This window comes from Cylindrospermum stagnale PCC 7417, assembly GCF_000317535.1.
Classification (GTDB): Bacteria; Cyanobacteriota; Cyanobacteriia; order Cyanobacteriales; family Nostocaceae; genus Cylindrospermum; species Cylindrospermum stagnale.
This window is the reverse complement of record NC_019757.1, coordinates 5,045,196-5,060,692: the sequence shown is the minus strand read 5'-3', so window position 1 is coordinate 5,060,692 and position 15,497 is coordinate 5,045,196. Positions and strand designations below refer to the sequence as shown.

Here is a 15,497-nt window from a genome sequence, read left to right as displayed (position 1 = left end):
AATGTAGAGACGTTCCACGGAACCTCTCTACAAACGTTTTTCAGATCAGTAAGGTACAGTTTTCTGTAGGGGGTCTCCCCGCCCTCTTAACTCTCTTAACTCTTAGCAGATGTTTGAAAAGTAGTTTGTGATAAATATAACACTCGTAGATCCCCCTAAATCCACGCCAGTCGCTCATGGGGAGCCACTGCGTTGGGCGGCTCCGCCGACTTGTTCGCGCAGCGTCTCCCCTTGGGAGAAGCATGTGGCGTGGAGACCCCCTTTCCCCGCGCTGGCTCCCCTTCCGGGGGACTTTAAGAGTTTATTGCCCCCCTTGGAAAGGGGGGTTGGGGGGATCTCGATCAATTTTGATACTTTTCAAACATCCTCTTAAATCTCTTAACTCTTAGCAGATGTTTTCAATTGATTAAAACATAATTAAGGACAATTCATCAATTGTCCCTACAGGAGTTTAAATTTATGTGGCGTTCCTTCGCTTTCACAGTCTTTTATTTTAGCAATATATTATCATTAGCATTGCCAGCATTGGCAGAATCTACACTCAATTCTCCTAGCTTTACACGCCCTGCTGCTATCGCCGATAAAGCCTTACAACAGCAAATTATTCGACTCAGACGCCCCGCAGTTACAGCAGGTATGAGATGTATTCGAGAAGGGAAAATGACAGCATTAGTACCAAAGCAAGAAATAGCACTTACAGATGAGCTTAGGGCGACTTTTTTTGTGTACATCCCAGCAAATTACCCCCAGTCTGATATAGAACATTTAGCAGAATTATCCCTCACAGATGACCAGGAAAAAGAAGTTTATCAAACTAGATTTAAGCTCACAGGCAACCCAGGAATTGTTAAATTAGAATTACCACGAACTAAAAATCTTACACCCAACGAACCCGAATCTCTACTTGAACTTAATAAACTGTATCGGTGGAGATTTACAGTTATTTGTGATGATTTTGATTGGAGTTCAAACCCAAGTGTAGGTGGATTTATCAAACGAATCGAACTCAAAAGATTGTTCTATGGTTCTTTCATCAATGCACCTCCAATTGGAATGTACCCTGCTTATCGTAATTTTGGTCTTTGGGACGAAGCAGTACTATCACTTCTCGGAGAACGGCATCGTCTTCATTATGACAAAAAATTTGCCAAAGAATGGTTAGAATTTTGGCAGGCAGAGGGTTTAGAAGATATAGCTCAAGTACCTATAATTTCTTGTTGCACTCTAGAAAAGTGATATGAAAGAAAATTGATGTTTATCATGGAAGCAATCATTTTTATCGGCATACAAGGAGCGGGTAAATCTACTTTTTTTAAAAGTTGCTTTTTTAATACCCATATCCGCATTAATCTGGATATGCTTAAAACCCGTAATCGAGAAAAAATTATTTTTCACGCTTGTTTAGAAGCTAAACAGCGTTTTGTTATTGATAATACTAACCCAACTGTAGAAGATAGACAACGTTATATCCCTCTAGCTAAAGCTAATAACTTTCGAGTTATCGGTTATTATTTTGATGTAAAATTAGAAGATTGCAAAAAACGAAACCAAAAAAGACCTCCTAAACAAGTTATTCCTCTACCGGGAATTTTAGCAACTTATAAAAAAATGACTCCGCCAACTTGGGAAGAAGGCTTTGATGCAATTTACTCTGTTAAAAATTATTTAAATAAACCCTTTGTTGTTGAGGAATGGCTGCGTGAAATTTGATGAACTTGATAGCAGAATGCGGGTATTTGAAACAGCCCACGATTATTGTGTGCTACCTGGAATTTATATAGTTGCTAGATTGGATGGACGTAGCTTTACCCGCTTAACAAAAGAAGTACATAAATTTGATTCTCCCTATGATATTCGTTTTCGAGATATGATGCTGGCAACGGTTGAACATTTGATGAATTGTGGGTTAAATATCATTTATGGTTATACTCAAAGTGATGAAATTTCTCTACTTTTTGCTCAAGACGAAAACTCTTTTGGTCGAAAATTAAGAAAGCTTAATTCTGTTTTAGCAGGTGAAGCCAGTGCCAAATTTTCTTTGCTGTTAGGTGATATTGGTTGCTTTGACTGTCGCATTTCTCAACTACCTAATAAAACAGAAGTGGTAAATTATTTCCGCTGGCGAAATGAAGATGCACACAGAAATTCTTTGAATGCTCACAGCTACTGGTGTTTACGTCGAGATGGTAAAACTATAGGTGAAGCAACCAGTATGATGAAAGGGTTATCTGTTGCTGATAAAAATGAGTTGTTATTTCAGCATGGAATTAATTTTAATGATCTTCCCAATTGGCAAAAACGAGGTGTAGGACTTTATTGGGAGGAGTATGAAAAGTTAGGATTTAACCCTGTGACAGGTGAAAATGTGTCTGCATTACGGCGACGCATTCGACGAGATTTGGAATTACCAATGAAGGATGAATACAGCAATTTTATTTCTCAATTTTTGGATATTGAATTTTGATAGTTATATCTCGTTCCTAGTCTCCGACTGGGAATGCAATCATTGCGGCTCTGCCGCTTATACGGAAGGTGATAGCCCTAAATATGTACGCTGATTTTATTCATTAAAAATCTTAATTTGTGCGTTAGGGAACGCACCCTACAATGCTCCCATGATGCATTGAAAATCTTAAATGCGTGCGTTAGGGAACGCACCCTACAATGCTCCCATGATGCATTGAAAATCTTAAATGCGTGCGTTAGGGAACGCACCCTACAATGCCTCCCCTGATGCATCAAATCTATATATTCAGCAACGCCTGTAATTCTGCCTTTATAGATAGGGGTTGATAACCTAATGCAAAAGCTTGAGAACTATCTAAAGAAACATCAGTTGGTCTGGGTGCTGCCATTTTTACATCTTCTTGTCTGCAAGATTTAAGTTTCTCTATGGGGAGTTGAAATGCTTCGGCTAATAACTGCCCAAAATCATAACGGGAAATTCTTTCTTTTCCACCTAAATGAATGCAACCGTTGACTTTTTCTAATGCTAATAAAAGTCCTTTCACCGCAGTTGTAGCACTTACTGGTGTGCGAAATTCATCTATAAATAAACTTAGCTCTTTTCCCTCTTTTAATATTTGGATAAATGACTGGATAAAGCTTTTGGCTGTTGGTGTTTCTCTGCCAAACATTAACGGCATTCGGCAAACTGCGGTTAGGGGATATTTTGCTAACATACCTTGTTCAGCTTGGACTTTTTGCTCACCGTAAATGTTGACAGGACAAACGATATCTGTTTCGCGATAAGGTGCATTTAAACCATCAAAAACTAAGTCGGTTGAGGTGAAAGCGCAAGGAATCCCATAATCGGCACAAAGTCCGGCAATGTTGCAAGATGCGGTGACGTTAATTATATACGATTCTTGGGGATGAAGTTGACAGTAATTCGGTTGTGATTGGGCGGCTGTATGAATAACTGCTGCTGGTTGAATTTGACTAAATATGCTTTTCAATTCCTGAAAGTCTGTTAAGTTAACTTTCAGCATTTTGACGCCAGGAATTTCTAGATAATGGGAAAAATATGTTCCATAAACTTCCCATTCTTCCTTAGCTAATTGGCAAAGATGCCATCCTAAAAAACCACTAGCTCCGGTGATTAAGAGTTTTTTCATAACACTTAAAATTTATTTAATTAAGAGGATGTTTGTAAGGTATCAAAATTGATCGAGATCCCCCAACCCCCCTTAAAAAGGGGGGCAGAAACTTTTTAAAGTCCCCCTTTTTAAGGGGAGCAAGCGGTGGTAAATAGATTTTGGATGAAGTTAAATTCACCCCTAATTTAACGCCCTAGTTGTTTCAATACAGCTTGGCGATTATTGATTGCTAATTGATCATCAGGGTTAATACTAATTGCTTTATCAAAAGATTTGAGTGCTTCTTCATAGCGTTTTAAGTTAAATAGGGCAATACCTCGGTTATTCCAAGCTTGATACAAGTCAGGTTTGATGGCGAGCGCTTTTTCATATGATGCGATCGCTTCTGAATAGCGTTTTAACTCACTAAGGGCAAGACCTCGGTTATACCAAGCTTCATGGTCGTCAGGTTTGATGGCGAGCCCTTTTTCCCAGGATGCGATCGCATCTGAGTAGCGTTTTAACTCAACAAGGGCATTACCTCGGTTATTCCAAGCTTCATGGTAGTCAGGTTTGATGGCGAGGGCTTTTTCATAGGATGCGATCGCATCTGAGTAGCGTTTTAACTCACTAAGGGCAAAACCTCGGTTATTCCAAGCTTGATGCAAGTCAGGTTTGATGGCGATCGCTTTTTCATAGGATGCGATCGCTTCGGAGTAACGTTGTAACTGACGTAGGGCATTACCTCGGTTATACCAAGCTTGATAGTAGTCAGGTTTGATGGCGATCACTTTTTCATATGATGCGATCGCTTGCTGATAGTTTCCCTGAACAGCGTAATCATTACCCTGATTGAAAAAGTCCTCCGCTTTTTGGACTGTTTCTGACCCTGCATAAACATTTATTGGCATACGCCCTAGTAGTTTCAATAAAGTTTCGCGATTATTGATTGCTATTTGATCATCAGGGTTAATACTAATTGCTTTATCAAAGGATGCGATCGCATCTGAGTAGCGTTGTAAGTTAGCAAGGGCAGAACCTCGGTTATTCCAAGCTTCAGCATAGTCAGGTTTGATGGCGAGCGCTTTATCAAAGGATGCTAGCGCATCTTTGTAGCGTTGTAAGTTACCAAGGGCAGAACCTCGGTTATTCCAAGCATCAGCATCGTCAGGTTTGATGGCGAGCGCTTTATCAAAGGATGCTAGCGCATCTTTGTAGCGTTGTAAGTTACCAAGGGCAGAACCTCGGTTATTCCAAGCATCAGCATAATCAGATTTGATGGCGATCGCTTTTTCATAGGATGCGATCGCTTGCTGATAGTTTTGCTGAACAATGTAATCATTACCCTGATTGAAAAATTCCTCCGCCTTTTGGGCAGCTTCTGACTCTGTGAGAGTAGGGAGAGCATTTGCCAAATCAACGTTTATCGGCATACCCCAGTTGAATATCCCTACTGCATCATCGGCTGGGGAATTTGCACCTGTTGTAGACTGCTGTTGTATTCGGGGTGTTTTACCTTGGAGTTTGGCAATCAGTTCTGTACCTTGTCCTAGTTTGTCGGCATAGTTGATTAAAACTGCGCTTTCTCTGGCTTGTTTAATAATCTCTCGCGCTGTTTTGGGGTGGTGACAACTGCTGAGTGATAGGGCGACAAAACTCAAGCAAGCATTGCCAGTAAATCTGCGCCAAGATATCATACTGTACCTGATAATTTTGATTTAATATCTATTCTAGAGTGTTAGATTTTACTCTTTATAGAGAATAAACTTTTAGCCCTAACGATTAGAAATCACGGCATTTTCCGCAAAATCCGCAAGACAAGGACTAATAAAATCAGGAAAAATTCTCTTTAAATTGACGTTGATCAACTATTGCAGTAATTGCTGAAACCTTTTATCACTACGAATTTTAGCAAAATCTGGGTCAGTTTTCGCTAATTTCTGGTATTTATTAGGAACTAATTGAATGGCTTTGTTTAGGTTCTCAATCGCTTGATCTGCATTGCCTTGCAAAGCATAGGAACAAGCTTTGTTATAATATGCTTCGTCTAAGTCAGGTTCAATGGCGAGGGCTTTGTCATAGGATGCGATCGCTTCGGAGTAGCGTTTTAACTCACCAAGGGCATTACCTCGGTTATTCCAAGCTGGATGCAAGTCAGGTTCAATGGCGAGGGCTTTGTCATAGGATGCGATCGCTTCGGAGTAGCGTTTTAACGCAACAAGGGCAATACCTCGGTTATTCCAAGCTTGATGGTAGTCAGGTTCAATGGCGAGGGCTTTGTCATAGGATGCGATCGCTTCGGAGTAGCGTTTTAACTCATCAAGGGCAAAACCTCGGTTATACCAAGCTTGATAGTAGTCAGGTTCAATGGCGAGGGCTTTTTCATAGGATGCGATCGCTTCGGAGTAGCGTTTTAACTTACCAAGGGCATTACCTCGGTTAATCCAAGCATCAGCATAGTCAGGTTTGATGGCGAGGGCTTTTTCATAGGATGCGATCGCTTCGGAGTAGCGTTTTAACTCATCTAGAGCATAGCCTCTACCGTACCAAGCATCAGCATAGTCAGGTTTGATGGCGAGGGCTTTTTCATAGGATGCGATCGCTTGCTGATAGTCTTGCTTATCAGAGTAATCATTACCCTCGTTCAAAAATTTCTCCGCCTTTTGGGCAGCTTCTGACTCTGTGGGAGTAGGGAGAGCATTTGCCAAATCAACATTTATCGGCATACCCCATTTGAATCTCCCAACTGCATCACCGGCTGGGGAATTTACACCTGTTGTAGACTGCTGTTGTCTTCGGGGTGTTTTACCTTGGAGTTTGGCAATCAGTTCTGTACCTTGTCCTAGTTTGTCGGTATAGTTGATTAAAACTGCGCTTTCTCTGGCTTGTTTAATCATCTCTCGCGCTGTTTTGGGGTGGTGACAACTGCTGAGTGATAGGGCGACAAAACTCAAGCAAGCATTGCCAGTAAATCTGCGCCAAGATATCATACTGTACCTGATAATTTTGATTTAATATCTATTCTAGAGTGTTAGATTTTACTCTTTATAAAGAATAAACTTTTAGCCCTAACGACTAGAAGTCGCGGCACTTTCCGCAAAGTCCACAAGACAAGGACTAATAGAATCAGGAAATTTTGAGTCTGCGGAGGCAGACTTTGTTTGTATAGCCGCGATTTCCAATCGTCTGGCACTTTTGCTATTTTATTAATTGTTGAAACCGCTTATCATCACGTACTTTATCAAAGTCTGGGTCGGTTTTAGCTAGTTTCTGGTATTTATTAGGAACCAATTGGATGGCTTTGTCTAGGTTCTCAATGGCTGCATCTAGATTGCTTTGTAAAGCATAGGAGCAGGCTTTGTTATAATATGCGGCGTGCAAATCTGGCTTGATGGCGATCGCTTGATCGTAGGATGCTAAACCATCTTGGTAACGCTGTAACTTAGTCAGAGCAATGCCTCGGTTAATCCAGGCTTCATATTTTTTGGGTTTGAGCGCGATCGCTTTGTTGTAGGCTGTAACTGCATCTTTGTAGCGCTGCAAAGACGTCAAACTATTGCCACGATTGAACCAAGCTTCGTCTTTGTTCGGTTGGATGGCGATCGCTTTGTCGTAAGATTCTAGAGCATCTTGATAGCGCTGCAAACCTGTTAAAGCATTCCCTCGGTTATTCCAAGCTCCGGCGCTTTCGGGTTTAATCGCGATCGCTTTGTCATAAGATGCGATCGCTTCTTTGAAGAGTCGCGCGTCTAAAAAAGTATTGCCTTGATGAAATAAATCCCTGGCTTTTTGGGTAGACTGTGCTTCTGTGAGAAGTTGGGCAACATTAGTTTCCTGGACAACTTGCTTGGTATTTTCTGTCGATGAGATTGCCAAATCACCACAGCCAAATATAAAAAAACTGATAAAGCTAGAGGCAACGAAGCCGCGCCAAACGACCATGCTATACCTACAGAACTCATACTACAATGCCAAAACCTCTACGGCTTTTCAAATATTAGCAAAATCTCTAAATTTTTATCAATTATTTTCCGAAAATTGTCAGAAAAAATCTATTTATTGTGCAACCATAAAGCACAAATATTATACCATAATTGTCATCAAAAAAGCAATGATTGTGGTTTGAGCTTCCTTACCGAAGTGTGGAAGTAACTGTACCGATTTTAGATTAAGTAGGATGATTAGTTTTGGATGAAGCAGCCAGACAAAATCTAAAAATCAAAATTTAAAATTCTCAATTTAGGGCAGCAAATTTATCTATTCTGGCTGATGAATTTAGCCAAAATTACTTTAAAATCTACTTATGCCCAGATGCAACATGTTTAATATAAACTAAAGATATTTTTGACAACACCCTAGTTATTGGCAATTAAACTCAAACAGATTTGAACTAAGTCTGCTGGGTCACAAGAGAAAGCATGTCGATTGAATCTAACTCAAACAAACCACCAACCCCAGAACCCAGCCCCGAAGATGACTTGCAACCAAATGATTTTGATGGTGATGCAAGTCAAAATAACTTGACCTCAGCAGGACTGGCAAGACAACAAGCCTTAGCGGCAATTGCGTCTTTGCAATCTCCGCAAAATACAGTTGCCCTAAAACAAGCCCGTTCTAGCCTTCAAGAACGCCCTAGCAATCAATTCGCAGCGCAACCAAGGGCATTGCTAATTACCTTAGTAGCGATCGCGATCACGTTCATCGGTTTAGCTATCAATAACTGGATTGTAGGCGTGTTGGGAACCCTGGTAACTTTGCTCTTATCCCTGGCAATGCTGTTACCCTGGTTGCAACAGTCAGTGAAAGAGTGGTTTTCACCCCAAGAGAGAACCATACTTGTAGCCATTTTCGGACTGATAGTCGCCATCATCGGCTTAGTCAAGTTTACTGGTACGAGCGATCGCCTATTAATTTGGGGAAGCAGAATTAACTGGGACGTTGCTGGTACCCTAGCCGATTGGTTTGGTGCCCTAGGGCAAATTCTCATCGCCATCATCGCCGTTTACGTTGCTTGGCGACAATACGTCATTTCTAAAGACTTGACAATTCAGCAAAACCTGCTGACGGTACAGCAAAATATCATCACCCAGCAGCAGACAATTGATTCTTATTTCCAAGGCGTTTCCGACTTAGTCTTAGACGAAGAAGGATTATTAGAAGATTGGCCCCAAGAAAGAGCGATCGCTGAAGGACGCACTGCTGCTATTTTTAGTAGTGTTGACGGTAGCGGTAAAGCGAAAATACTCCGTTTTCTCTCCCGTTCCAAATTACTATCACCGCTAAAACGCGATCGCCGTTTAGGCAGACCGATCCTCGACGGCATGGGGGGTTACGCCGAAGACCGCCTCGAAGGTGTGCGCGTGATTGATTTAGGCGTCATGCTAGCTGCGGCAGACCTTTCTGGCACCGATTTGCGTTGGACTGATCTGAGCGAAGCTAATCTTGTCCATGCAAACTTAAGCGGTTGTGACTTAGTCAAAGCCAACCTTTCCCGCACGATCTTATATGATGCCAACCTCAGCGGTGCTGACCTCAACGGCATTCGTCTATTTTATGGGTTATTAGAAAAAGCATCACCCCGTAGTCGCACTCTACCACCAAACTATGAAACTGGCGAACACACAGGCGCTGTAGTAGAAAATGCCGATTTCAGCAATGTGCAGCGAATGTCTGATGCTGCCCGATTTTACTGCTGCGCCTGGTGTGGAGAAAAAACTAGACTCACCATTCCCGGCGGTTGTGAAGGCATACCCAATAATTTGGGGAGATAATAAAATTATCGGCATCCAACAAAGGTGCAAGGGTTTGAGGCAGGGATATTCGGTGGTTAAGGTAAAGTCAGAATTTCCACGCCATCTTCTGTCACCGCTAAGGTATGCTCGAATTGGGCTGAAAGTAAGCGATCGCGAGTCACAGCAGTCCAGCCATCATTCAGCATCTCAACTTCGTAAGTACCCTCATTAATCATCGGCTCAATAGTAAACACCATCCCTGCTCTCAGACGCTTACCCTTATCCCGCGTCCCATAGTGAGGAACATCCGGCGCCGTGTGAAAAATATTGCTGATGCCATGTCCGACGAAATCGCGCACCACAGAAAAGCCTTGAGCCTCAGCATACTCTTGAATAGCTGCACCAATATCGCCAATCCGTCCCCCTGGTTTAACCTCAGCAATACCCAAGCGGAGACATTCCTCAGTTACCTCTACCAGCTTTCTCGTCTTTGGGGCAGGAGTCCCCACCATGAATGTTTTAGATGTATCACCGTGGTAGCCATCCACAATCGGTGTGACATCGATATTAATAATGTCACCTTCTTTAAGAATCTGTTTGGCATTAGGAATCCCGTGACAGATTACCTCATTCACACTAGTGCAAATTGACTTGGGATAGCCTTTGTAACCGAGAGGCGCACTTTTGGCTCCGTGAGCTTGCGTCCAACGTTCAGCTTCATCATTGAGTTGGAGAGTAGTCACCCCCGGCTTCACCAACGGTTCTAGATGTTGTAGCAACTTCGCCGCCAAGCGTCCAGCCTGACGCATTTTGTCCAGTTCTCGTTGGGATAAAATCACAATTAGTTCGGTTTTCATGGAATTTGATTTACTGGTCTGTTAAAAATATAGTCAATCCTGTCTCTGCTGCTCGTTGTGCAGCATCAGCTACCTTGAGGGCGTACAAACTCTCAGCAGGAGTAACGTACAAGGGAGTGCCATGAAAAAGATGATCTAACACCATATTAGTGTCCTTGGCAAATAAACCCCGACGAGTACCAACCTCAATCGGTGTTGTTTCCCCTGGCTGCACTAAAACACCTGTGTCACCATCAAAAACTAAACCGCCCTGTTCCCCATGAACTTCAAATTTGCGCTCTGACTGCCAAAGGGTTTCGCCTTTACCATAGATCACTTGTGCTAACAACCCACTTTCAAAACACAGTTGAGTCACACAAAAACAGGTTTGGTAATATTCTGCTTCTGTTTCCCAATATCGCTGATGACAGTTAACCGTCAAAACTTTGCCAAACAAATTGGTGAGCCGATGTAATCGGGAAAGCGCTCCTATCAAGGGAAAGCCGAAAAGTTCATGGTGATAAGTCCACTTGCGCGGTGCGGGATGTTGGGGATTGATCGTACTGTAGCGAACATAAAATAACTCGCCAATTTTGGCTAAGTGCTGCTTTAAAGCTTGATGCAAGCCGCCCAAAAGTTCAATGTGTTCGACGTGCAGTAATTTTTTTTGTGTTTTGGCTAAGGCGATCAGTTCTTCAGCTTCGGTTAGATCCACAGAAAGGGGATACTCAACAATCACGTGTTTGCCGCTAGCAAGTGCTGCACGGGCGATTTTACCATGATCTCCATTAATAGTGGAGATCACAACTAGATCCACATCTTCACGCTCTACTAGCTGTTGCCAAGAACTCAGCGCCTCAGTCTGGAATTCTTTGGCAAAAGCTTCTGTCGTTTCCGGAGTATGGCCGACAATCGCTACTATTAGCGTTCTCTGATCATGCAACAATGCCCCAGCCCTTAACTTTGCTGCATACCCAGTACCAACCAAACCCACCCGCACTCTTGAATTAGACAAAAATGCCTCGGAACTATACATGATCGTCTGTTAGCAAAATAGTTACTGTTGATTATCCCTCGCTGGCTGACCGCTGAATCAATTACAGTGCCATCAGTGTCATTCGTATTTTATAAAAAAAGGAGTCAGAGGTAATGTAGGAAAATATTTCTAGCGTGAGCGCCTTTCTTCAAAACTGGCAAAAAATCCAACACCTGCAAGGATTTGATTGCCATTTGGCTAGTTCGGACACATATAAGCAAAACTTATTAGTAATAACTAACTAAATTTCATTACTAATCGGGGTCGATTTCCAGTTACATCCTTTAATTTTTCCCGTAGTATCAGAATTGAAGCAAAATTAACCCAGCGGCTAATTCCATAAGAGTAGCCGTAGCCTTTGCTTTAGGATAACTTATCTGCCGTTTGCAAAAGAGAGGAATACTCAATGGCTACTTATCAAGTAACACTAATTAACGAAGCTGAAGGACTGAAGCAAACCATTGCCGTTGAAGATGATACCTATATTCTAGACGCTGCTGAAGAAGCTGGTCTTGACCTGCCCTATTCTTGCCGCGCTGGTGCTTGTTCTACCTGTGCCGGTAAAATCGTATCGGGTACAGTTGATCAGTCTGACCAGTCATTCTTAGATGATGACCAAATCGAAGCTGGATATGTGCTGACTTGTGTTGCCTACCCAGCCTCTGACTGTACAATCGAAACCCACAAAGAAGAAGACCTTTATTAAGAGTTAGGCGTCTCAACAATAAACCTGCTTTGACAATCAGGCAAACAGCAGGCTGAAAGTCTTCGGACGAGTAAGTCTAGCAAGCTTACTTGCTTTTCATAAAATCTGCCTGCTTTTAGGCGGCAGAATCTCACATTCGTCTAATACAAAAGCAACTTTTCTACTTTTTTGGGGAAGGGTGAAAGCGCCAGGGAACAAGGAAAATTTTGTTCCCTGAAAAGAGCACTCTTCCCCTTGCTCTTAGCGCGGTGTTGGCGATTGGCAGCTATGGCTTAATCTCTCGCTCCAAGATTTTAATTTGAGTGCCAGGATAATAGAACTGAAGAATCTTCGGACTCGACCAACCTAGCTTGGCTAAATTTTGGGCACCAGTTTGACTTAAGCCAACTCCATGTCCCAGTCCACCGCCAATAAAGGCATATCCCCACAGATCTGGTTTGCCTTTATTCAAGGGTTGCAGATAAAAAAGTGTGCTTATAGGAGCCGCAAAGGCACTGCGAACTTCGTCTTTGTGTAAGTTAAAAGTACCGATATTAGTTTTGACTGCGAGTTCGAGAATACGTCCGCTTTGACTGCGTTTGACTACGGCTATCTCCTGAATGGTTTTGAATTTGGCATAGGGACTATTTTTCACCCGCAGAAATTTCTGCAAGTCCTTGGTAATATCTTCTAGGCTGGTTTCTTTCCGCCAACGAAACACACCCCAGCTACTTTCATTAAATCCTGCTTTTAAACTGATAAACTGCTGGAATTTCTGCTCATCTGCTAAACTCTGCCTAGATAAGTCCCAAATATTCGTCGCCGCATCCACTACTGGTCGCAGATAGGGACGATCTTCACCATTCCAAACATCACTGAAGTTCGCCGTAACACCACCTGTGGTTGAAGAATACAGGGCATCCACTAACTCGTTTTGATAAGTTAGTACCATACTTCGTGTCGCGGCGATCGCTCGATCTGTGCTTGTCGCTGCTCCACTTAGTCCATCGTAGACTTGGCAGTGAGTATCAGCACATAACTGGTAGTCATCTATAGCAAACCTACGTAAATTTCGCAGGGCATAGGTGCGGGCAATAATCGCCTGCGCCTCCATCGCCGAAGCAGGAGCATTTGTGCCAATTTCGTAAGGCAAAACCCCGCGCACATAAGTTTCCAGGGGGACTTGATTAACCAGAGTGTAAGTACCGTAGGCGTTTGGCTGCAAGTTCATTCGCCCAGCGTAAAGACGATCGCTTTCCAGTTTTTCGCCTTTATTTACCCGAATCAAGTTTTTGTTAGTACTAATGGACAGATAATTTGGGCTGTAGCGCAAGCCATTCAGTACCCAACTAACTCGCGGCACTTGTTGCAGTATTTTGGTGTCCAGATAGGCAATTTTCTTGCCCGACGCTTCTATACTTTGCACTAGTAAGCGTCGCAGTAAGGGAGTGCTATAGACATCCCGTTTTGCCCACACTTGCCAACGTTCTGGCTGGGCTATTTCTACGGCTATTCCCTGAGCACGCCAATTTTGGGCACTGTCTTCAGCGGTTTCAAAGGTGCGGTAGTTGCCCAAAACCACTACCTCTGTCACTGCTGGTTGAGGCAAAGGCTGCATAGCTGTCTCCAGCTTGATCGGGTTTTGAGTGATTAGGGTTTGCTGCCGAGTGCCTACTGTCCACGTTAACTTTAAGCGATCGCCTTTTGTGGGTGCTAGTTGCAGTTTGGCTGTAGGTTTATCGCCAAATCGCTGCACAATCCCAATTCTCAGTTCCACATCCTTGGAGTTGCTCACAGGACCTGATGCAGCTGTCAGTCCCAATAAGCAAAATGTCGTCAGTACATTGTAGGAACAACGCCAGAATAAGATTTTCATGAAAAGTTGATAACGTCCCCCAGTGCGGCGTTGGGGAGGATTTTCAATTTGCTTTCTAATGTAGTGGTTTTGTCGCATGAACGCTCTAATGATACCGTTACCCGTTTTGTACTGAACGCTTGCAAATCAAAGTCATAATGACTATGATTTATTTAAGGTCATCAAAAAGAACTAGTCGAGCTTTGCTCCTTATGGTTAGGGTACAAGAAATTCCATTAAATCAGATTAACCGGCCCCTGCCGCGTCAGAACGATCCAAATAAAGTGCAAACTTTAATGGCATCGATTGCGGCGATTGGGCAGCAAGAACCCATAGATGTCCTAGAAGTAGATGGACAGTATTATGGCTTTTCTGGTTGCCATCGCTATGAAGCTTGTCAGCGGTTAGGCCAAAAAACCATCTTAGCCAGAGTCCGCAAAGCTACCCGCAGCGTTTTGAAAATGCACTTGGCATGAGTCAAGAGTCCAGTGATCAAAATAAACAACTGACATATAACCTAATTAGAAGAAAATTATGGCATCTGAAACAACAGTCATACCTTTGACATACTCCCCTGGAGTCCAGCACGGGGGCTTTAGGCTTCACGAGTCGTAAAGATCGGCATTGACAACGCCAATAGAGCAAAAATTGTCTTTATGTTGGTCTCATCTGCTGGCTGACATCCATGAAAAAACAGCCTGGATGCTCAGAAGTTTGCTAGAAGATTGATCTATCCTGCATAAAAGCAAAGGAAAATGGTGATAATTAATAGTGCCCTATGCCCAATCACCAATTCCTGACTATGCATAGCAGCTTAGATTCCCAAAATCCCCAAATTGACTTCACCCACCCGTTGCAAAATTTAATGCAACGGGTGGGTGTTTCTAGTTTTAAATCACTGAGTCGCGCTGCTGGTGTCTCAGAGCGGCAAATTTTGCGGTTGCGGCGGGGAGAACTAGAGCAGATGCGGGTGGATGGGGTGCTGAAGCTATCGCAAGTGCTACAAATATCATTAAGTGAATTAGTAGAAACCTTTTCAGTTCCAAATGCTGTAGTCAGTGCAGGGTTTACCCAGCACCGAGTCCTGAGTCTAAAATCAGAACCGAGTGCTGTAGTCAGTGCAGGGCGTAGCCCGTGCCGAGTGCTGAGTATGGAAGAAGAAAAACAGCCAGACTTACAACTGAGCACTCACAACTCAACCAGTGAGCAGGAATTATTACACCGAATTGCAGATTTACAAAGAGAGTACCAGCGAATATTGTTAGTACTAGAACAGCAACGAGAGGTATTACTGCAAGAGTTTCAACAGTCGAGCTTACATTCGCTGGAGACTTTGTTATTACAGTGGCCAACGGCAGCACAGAAAGCGCAGGAGAATCCCCAATTAGCGGCAGTTAAAATAGTACCTTTGGTGCAAAAATCCCTAGAAAACCTGTTACAAACATGGGGCATACAAGCGATCGCACCTGTGGGAGCAGAACTACCATACAATCCCCAATTGCACCAATTGATGGCAGGAAGTTCACAGCTAGGTGAAACAGTTAAGGTACGCTATACAGGCTATCGTCAAGGTGAGAAGTTGCTTTATCGAGCCAAGGTAAGTCCTATGTAAAATTCGAGATTTGGATGCTGAATTTAGTTGAAATCTTGTGATTACTTGTGATTAATTGTTAATCTTACCAATTTAAAAGCCAATTTAACCGAAAAAATTCACTATAATCGGAGAAATATCATAGATATGGAGAATAATAAAATAGCGGGAGCTATAGCCTCAA

14 protein-coding genes are annotated in these 15,497 nt (G+C 42.8%); 7 read left to right on the top strand and 7 right to left on the bottom strand.

The window, feature by feature from the left end; translation table 11 throughout:
• Positions 1-459 precede the first annotated feature (459 nt).
• From CYLST_RS21140 to CYLST_RS21130, 3 genes are read left to right on the top strand one after another with little or no spacing between them, the layout of a single operon-like run.
• Positions 460-1,236 (top strand): DUF928 domain-containing protein, encoded by a 777-nt coding sequence (locus CYLST_RS21140; RefSeq protein WP_015209783.1) that lies wholly within the window; start codon positions 460-462, stop codon positions 1,234-1,236.
• A 24-nt stretch (positions 1,237-1,260) separates the two neighbouring features.
• A complete protein-coding gene (locus tag CYLST_RS21135) occupies positions 1,261-1,710 on the top strand; it encodes an AAA family ATPase (protein WP_041233798.1) in 450 nt (149 codons plus the stop codon).
• Positions 1,700-2,464, top strand: a complete 765-nt coding sequence (locus CYLST_RS21130; RefSeq protein ID WP_015209781.1) for a tRNA(His) guanylyltransferase Thg1 family protein — start codon at positions 1,700-1,702, stop codon at positions 2,462-2,464. Before CYLST_RS21135 ends, CYLST_RS21130 begins: the two co-directional genes overlap by 11 nt.
• Before the next feature lie 280 nt (positions 2,465-2,744).
• Here CYLST_RS21130 and CYLST_RS21125 read toward each other — a convergent pair whose 3' ends face one another.
• The 4 genes from CYLST_RS21125 to CYLST_RS21110 form a co-directional block, all read right to left on the bottom strand.
• Positions 2,745-3,617 carry an SDR family oxidoreductase gene (locus CYLST_RS21125; protein ID WP_015209780.1) on the bottom strand — a complete coding sequence of 291 codons (873 nt, stop codon included), beginning with the start codon at positions 3,615-3,617 and terminating at the stop codon, positions 2,745-2,747.
• A gap of 167 nt (positions 3,618-3,784) precedes the next feature.
• On the bottom strand, positions 3,785-5,275 hold the full coding sequence (locus CYLST_RS21120; RefSeq protein WP_015209779.1) for a tetratricopeptide repeat protein: 1,491 nt from the start codon (positions 5,273-5,275) through the stop codon (positions 3,785-3,787).
• A 171-nt stretch (positions 5,276-5,446) separates the two neighbouring features.
• Positions 5,447-6,568: a tetratricopeptide repeat protein gene (locus CYLST_RS21115; protein ID WP_015209778.1), complete on the bottom strand. Its 1,122-nt coding sequence runs from the start codon at positions 6,566-6,568 to the stop codon at positions 5,447-5,449.
• A gap of 208 nt (positions 6,569-6,776) precedes the next feature.
• A complete protein-coding gene (locus CYLST_RS21110; protein WP_015209777.1) occupies positions 6,777-7,520 on the bottom strand; it encodes a tetratricopeptide repeat protein in 744 nt (247 codons plus the stop codon).
• A 476-nt stretch (positions 7,521-7,996) separates the two neighbouring features.
• Between CYLST_RS21110 and CYLST_RS21100 the strand changes: the two genes are divergently transcribed.
• Positions 7,997-9,349 carry a pentapeptide repeat-containing protein gene (locus CYLST_RS21100; RefSeq protein WP_015209776.1) on the top strand — a complete coding sequence of 451 codons (1,353 nt, stop codon included), beginning with the start codon at positions 7,997-7,999 and terminating at the stop codon, positions 9,347-9,349.
• Between the two features lie 56 nt (positions 9,350-9,405).
• On the opposite strand, the gene map is transcribed toward CYLST_RS21100, so the two are convergent.
• Both map and CYLST_RS21090 read right to left on the bottom strand, forming a co-directional pair.
• Positions 9,406-10,167, bottom strand: a complete 762-nt coding sequence (gene map, locus CYLST_RS21095; RefSeq protein WP_015209775.1) for a type I methionyl aminopeptidase — start codon at positions 10,165-10,167, stop codon at positions 9,406-9,408.
• A gap of 10 nt (positions 10,168-10,177) precedes the next feature.
• Positions 10,178-11,182, bottom strand: coding sequence for a Gfo/Idh/MocA family protein (locus CYLST_RS21090; protein WP_015209774.1), 1,005 nt, complete (start codon positions 11,180-11,182; stop codon positions 10,178-10,180).
• A gap of 406 nt (positions 11,183-11,588) precedes the next feature.
• Between CYLST_RS21090 and CYLST_RS21085 the strand changes: the two genes are divergently transcribed.
• Positions 11,589-11,888 (top strand): ferredoxin, encoded by a 300-nt coding sequence (locus CYLST_RS21085; RefSeq protein ID WP_015209773.1) that lies wholly within the window; start codon positions 11,589-11,591, stop codon positions 11,886-11,888.
• 265 nt (positions 11,889-12,153) lie between these two features.
• Here the strand turns inward: CYLST_RS21085 and CYLST_RS21080 are convergent, their stop codons facing one another.
• Positions 12,154-13,821 (bottom strand): SpoIID/LytB domain-containing protein, encoded by a 1,668-nt coding sequence (locus CYLST_RS21080; protein WP_015209772.1) that lies wholly within the window; start codon positions 13,819-13,821, stop codon positions 12,154-12,156.
• A 113-nt stretch (positions 13,822-13,934) separates the two neighbouring features.
• On the opposite strand from CYLST_RS21080, the gene CYLST_RS21075 reads away from it, so the two are divergent.
• On the top strand, positions 13,935-14,198 hold the full coding sequence (locus tag CYLST_RS21075) for a ParB N-terminal domain-containing protein (protein ID WP_015209771.1): 264 nt from the start codon (positions 13,935-13,937) through the stop codon (positions 14,196-14,198).
• A 326-nt stretch (positions 14,199-14,524) separates the two neighbouring features.
• Complete coding sequence (gene grpE / locus CYLST_RS21070; RefSeq protein WP_015209770.1) at positions 14,525-15,334, top strand: nucleotide exchange factor GrpE; 810 nt, start codon at positions 14,525-14,527, stop codon at positions 15,332-15,334.
• Positions 15,335-15,497: the final 163 nt, after the last annotated feature.

Coding starts and splice junctions, on each gene's coding strand:
- CYLST_RS21140 (WP_015209783.1), top strand. CDS start 460: ATGTGGCGTTCCTTCGCTTTCACAGTCTTTTATTTTAGCAATATATTA.
- CYLST_RS21135 (WP_041233798.1), top strand. CDS start 1,261: ATGGAAGCAATCATTTTTATCGGCATACAAGGAGCGGGTAAATCTACT.
- CYLST_RS21125 (WP_015209780.1), bottom strand. CDS start 3,617: ATGAAAAAACTCTTAATCACCGGAGCTAGTGGTTTTTTAGGATGGCAT.
- CYLST_RS21120 (WP_015209779.1), bottom strand. CDS start 5,275: ATGATATCTTGGCGCAGATTTACTGGCAATGCTTGCTTGAGTTTTGTC.
- CYLST_RS21115 (WP_015209778.1), bottom strand. CDS start 6,568: ATGATATCTTGGCGCAGATTTACTGGCAATGCTTGCTTGAGTTTTGTC.
- CYLST_RS21110 (WP_015209777.1), bottom strand. CDS start 7,520: ATGGTCGTTTGGCGCGGCTTCGTTGCCTCTAGCTTTATCAGTTTTTTT.
- CYLST_RS21100 (WP_015209776.1), top strand. CDS start 7,997: ATGTCGATTGAATCTAACTCAAACAAACCACCAACCCCAGAACCCAGC.
- map (WP_015209775.1), bottom strand. CDS start 10,167: ATGAAAACCGAACTAATTGTGATTTTATCCCAACGAGAACTGGACAAA.
- CYLST_RS21090 (WP_015209774.1), bottom strand. CDS start 11,182: ATGTATAGTTCCGAGGCATTTTTGTCTAATTCAAGAGTGCGGGTGGGT.
- CYLST_RS21085 (WP_015209773.1), top strand. CDS start 11,589: ATGGCTACTTATCAAGTAACACTAATTAACGAAGCTGAAGGACTGAAG.
- CYLST_RS21080 (WP_015209772.1), bottom strand. CDS start 13,821: ATGCGACAAAACCACTACATTAGAAAGCAAATTGAAAATCCTCCCCAA.
- CYLST_RS21075 (WP_015209771.1), top strand. CDS start 13,935: ATGGTTAGGGTACAAGAAATTCCATTAAATCAGATTAACCGGCCCCTG.
- grpE (WP_015209770.1), top strand. CDS start 14,525: ATGCATAGCAGCTTAGATTCCCAAAATCCCCAAATTGACTTCACCCAC.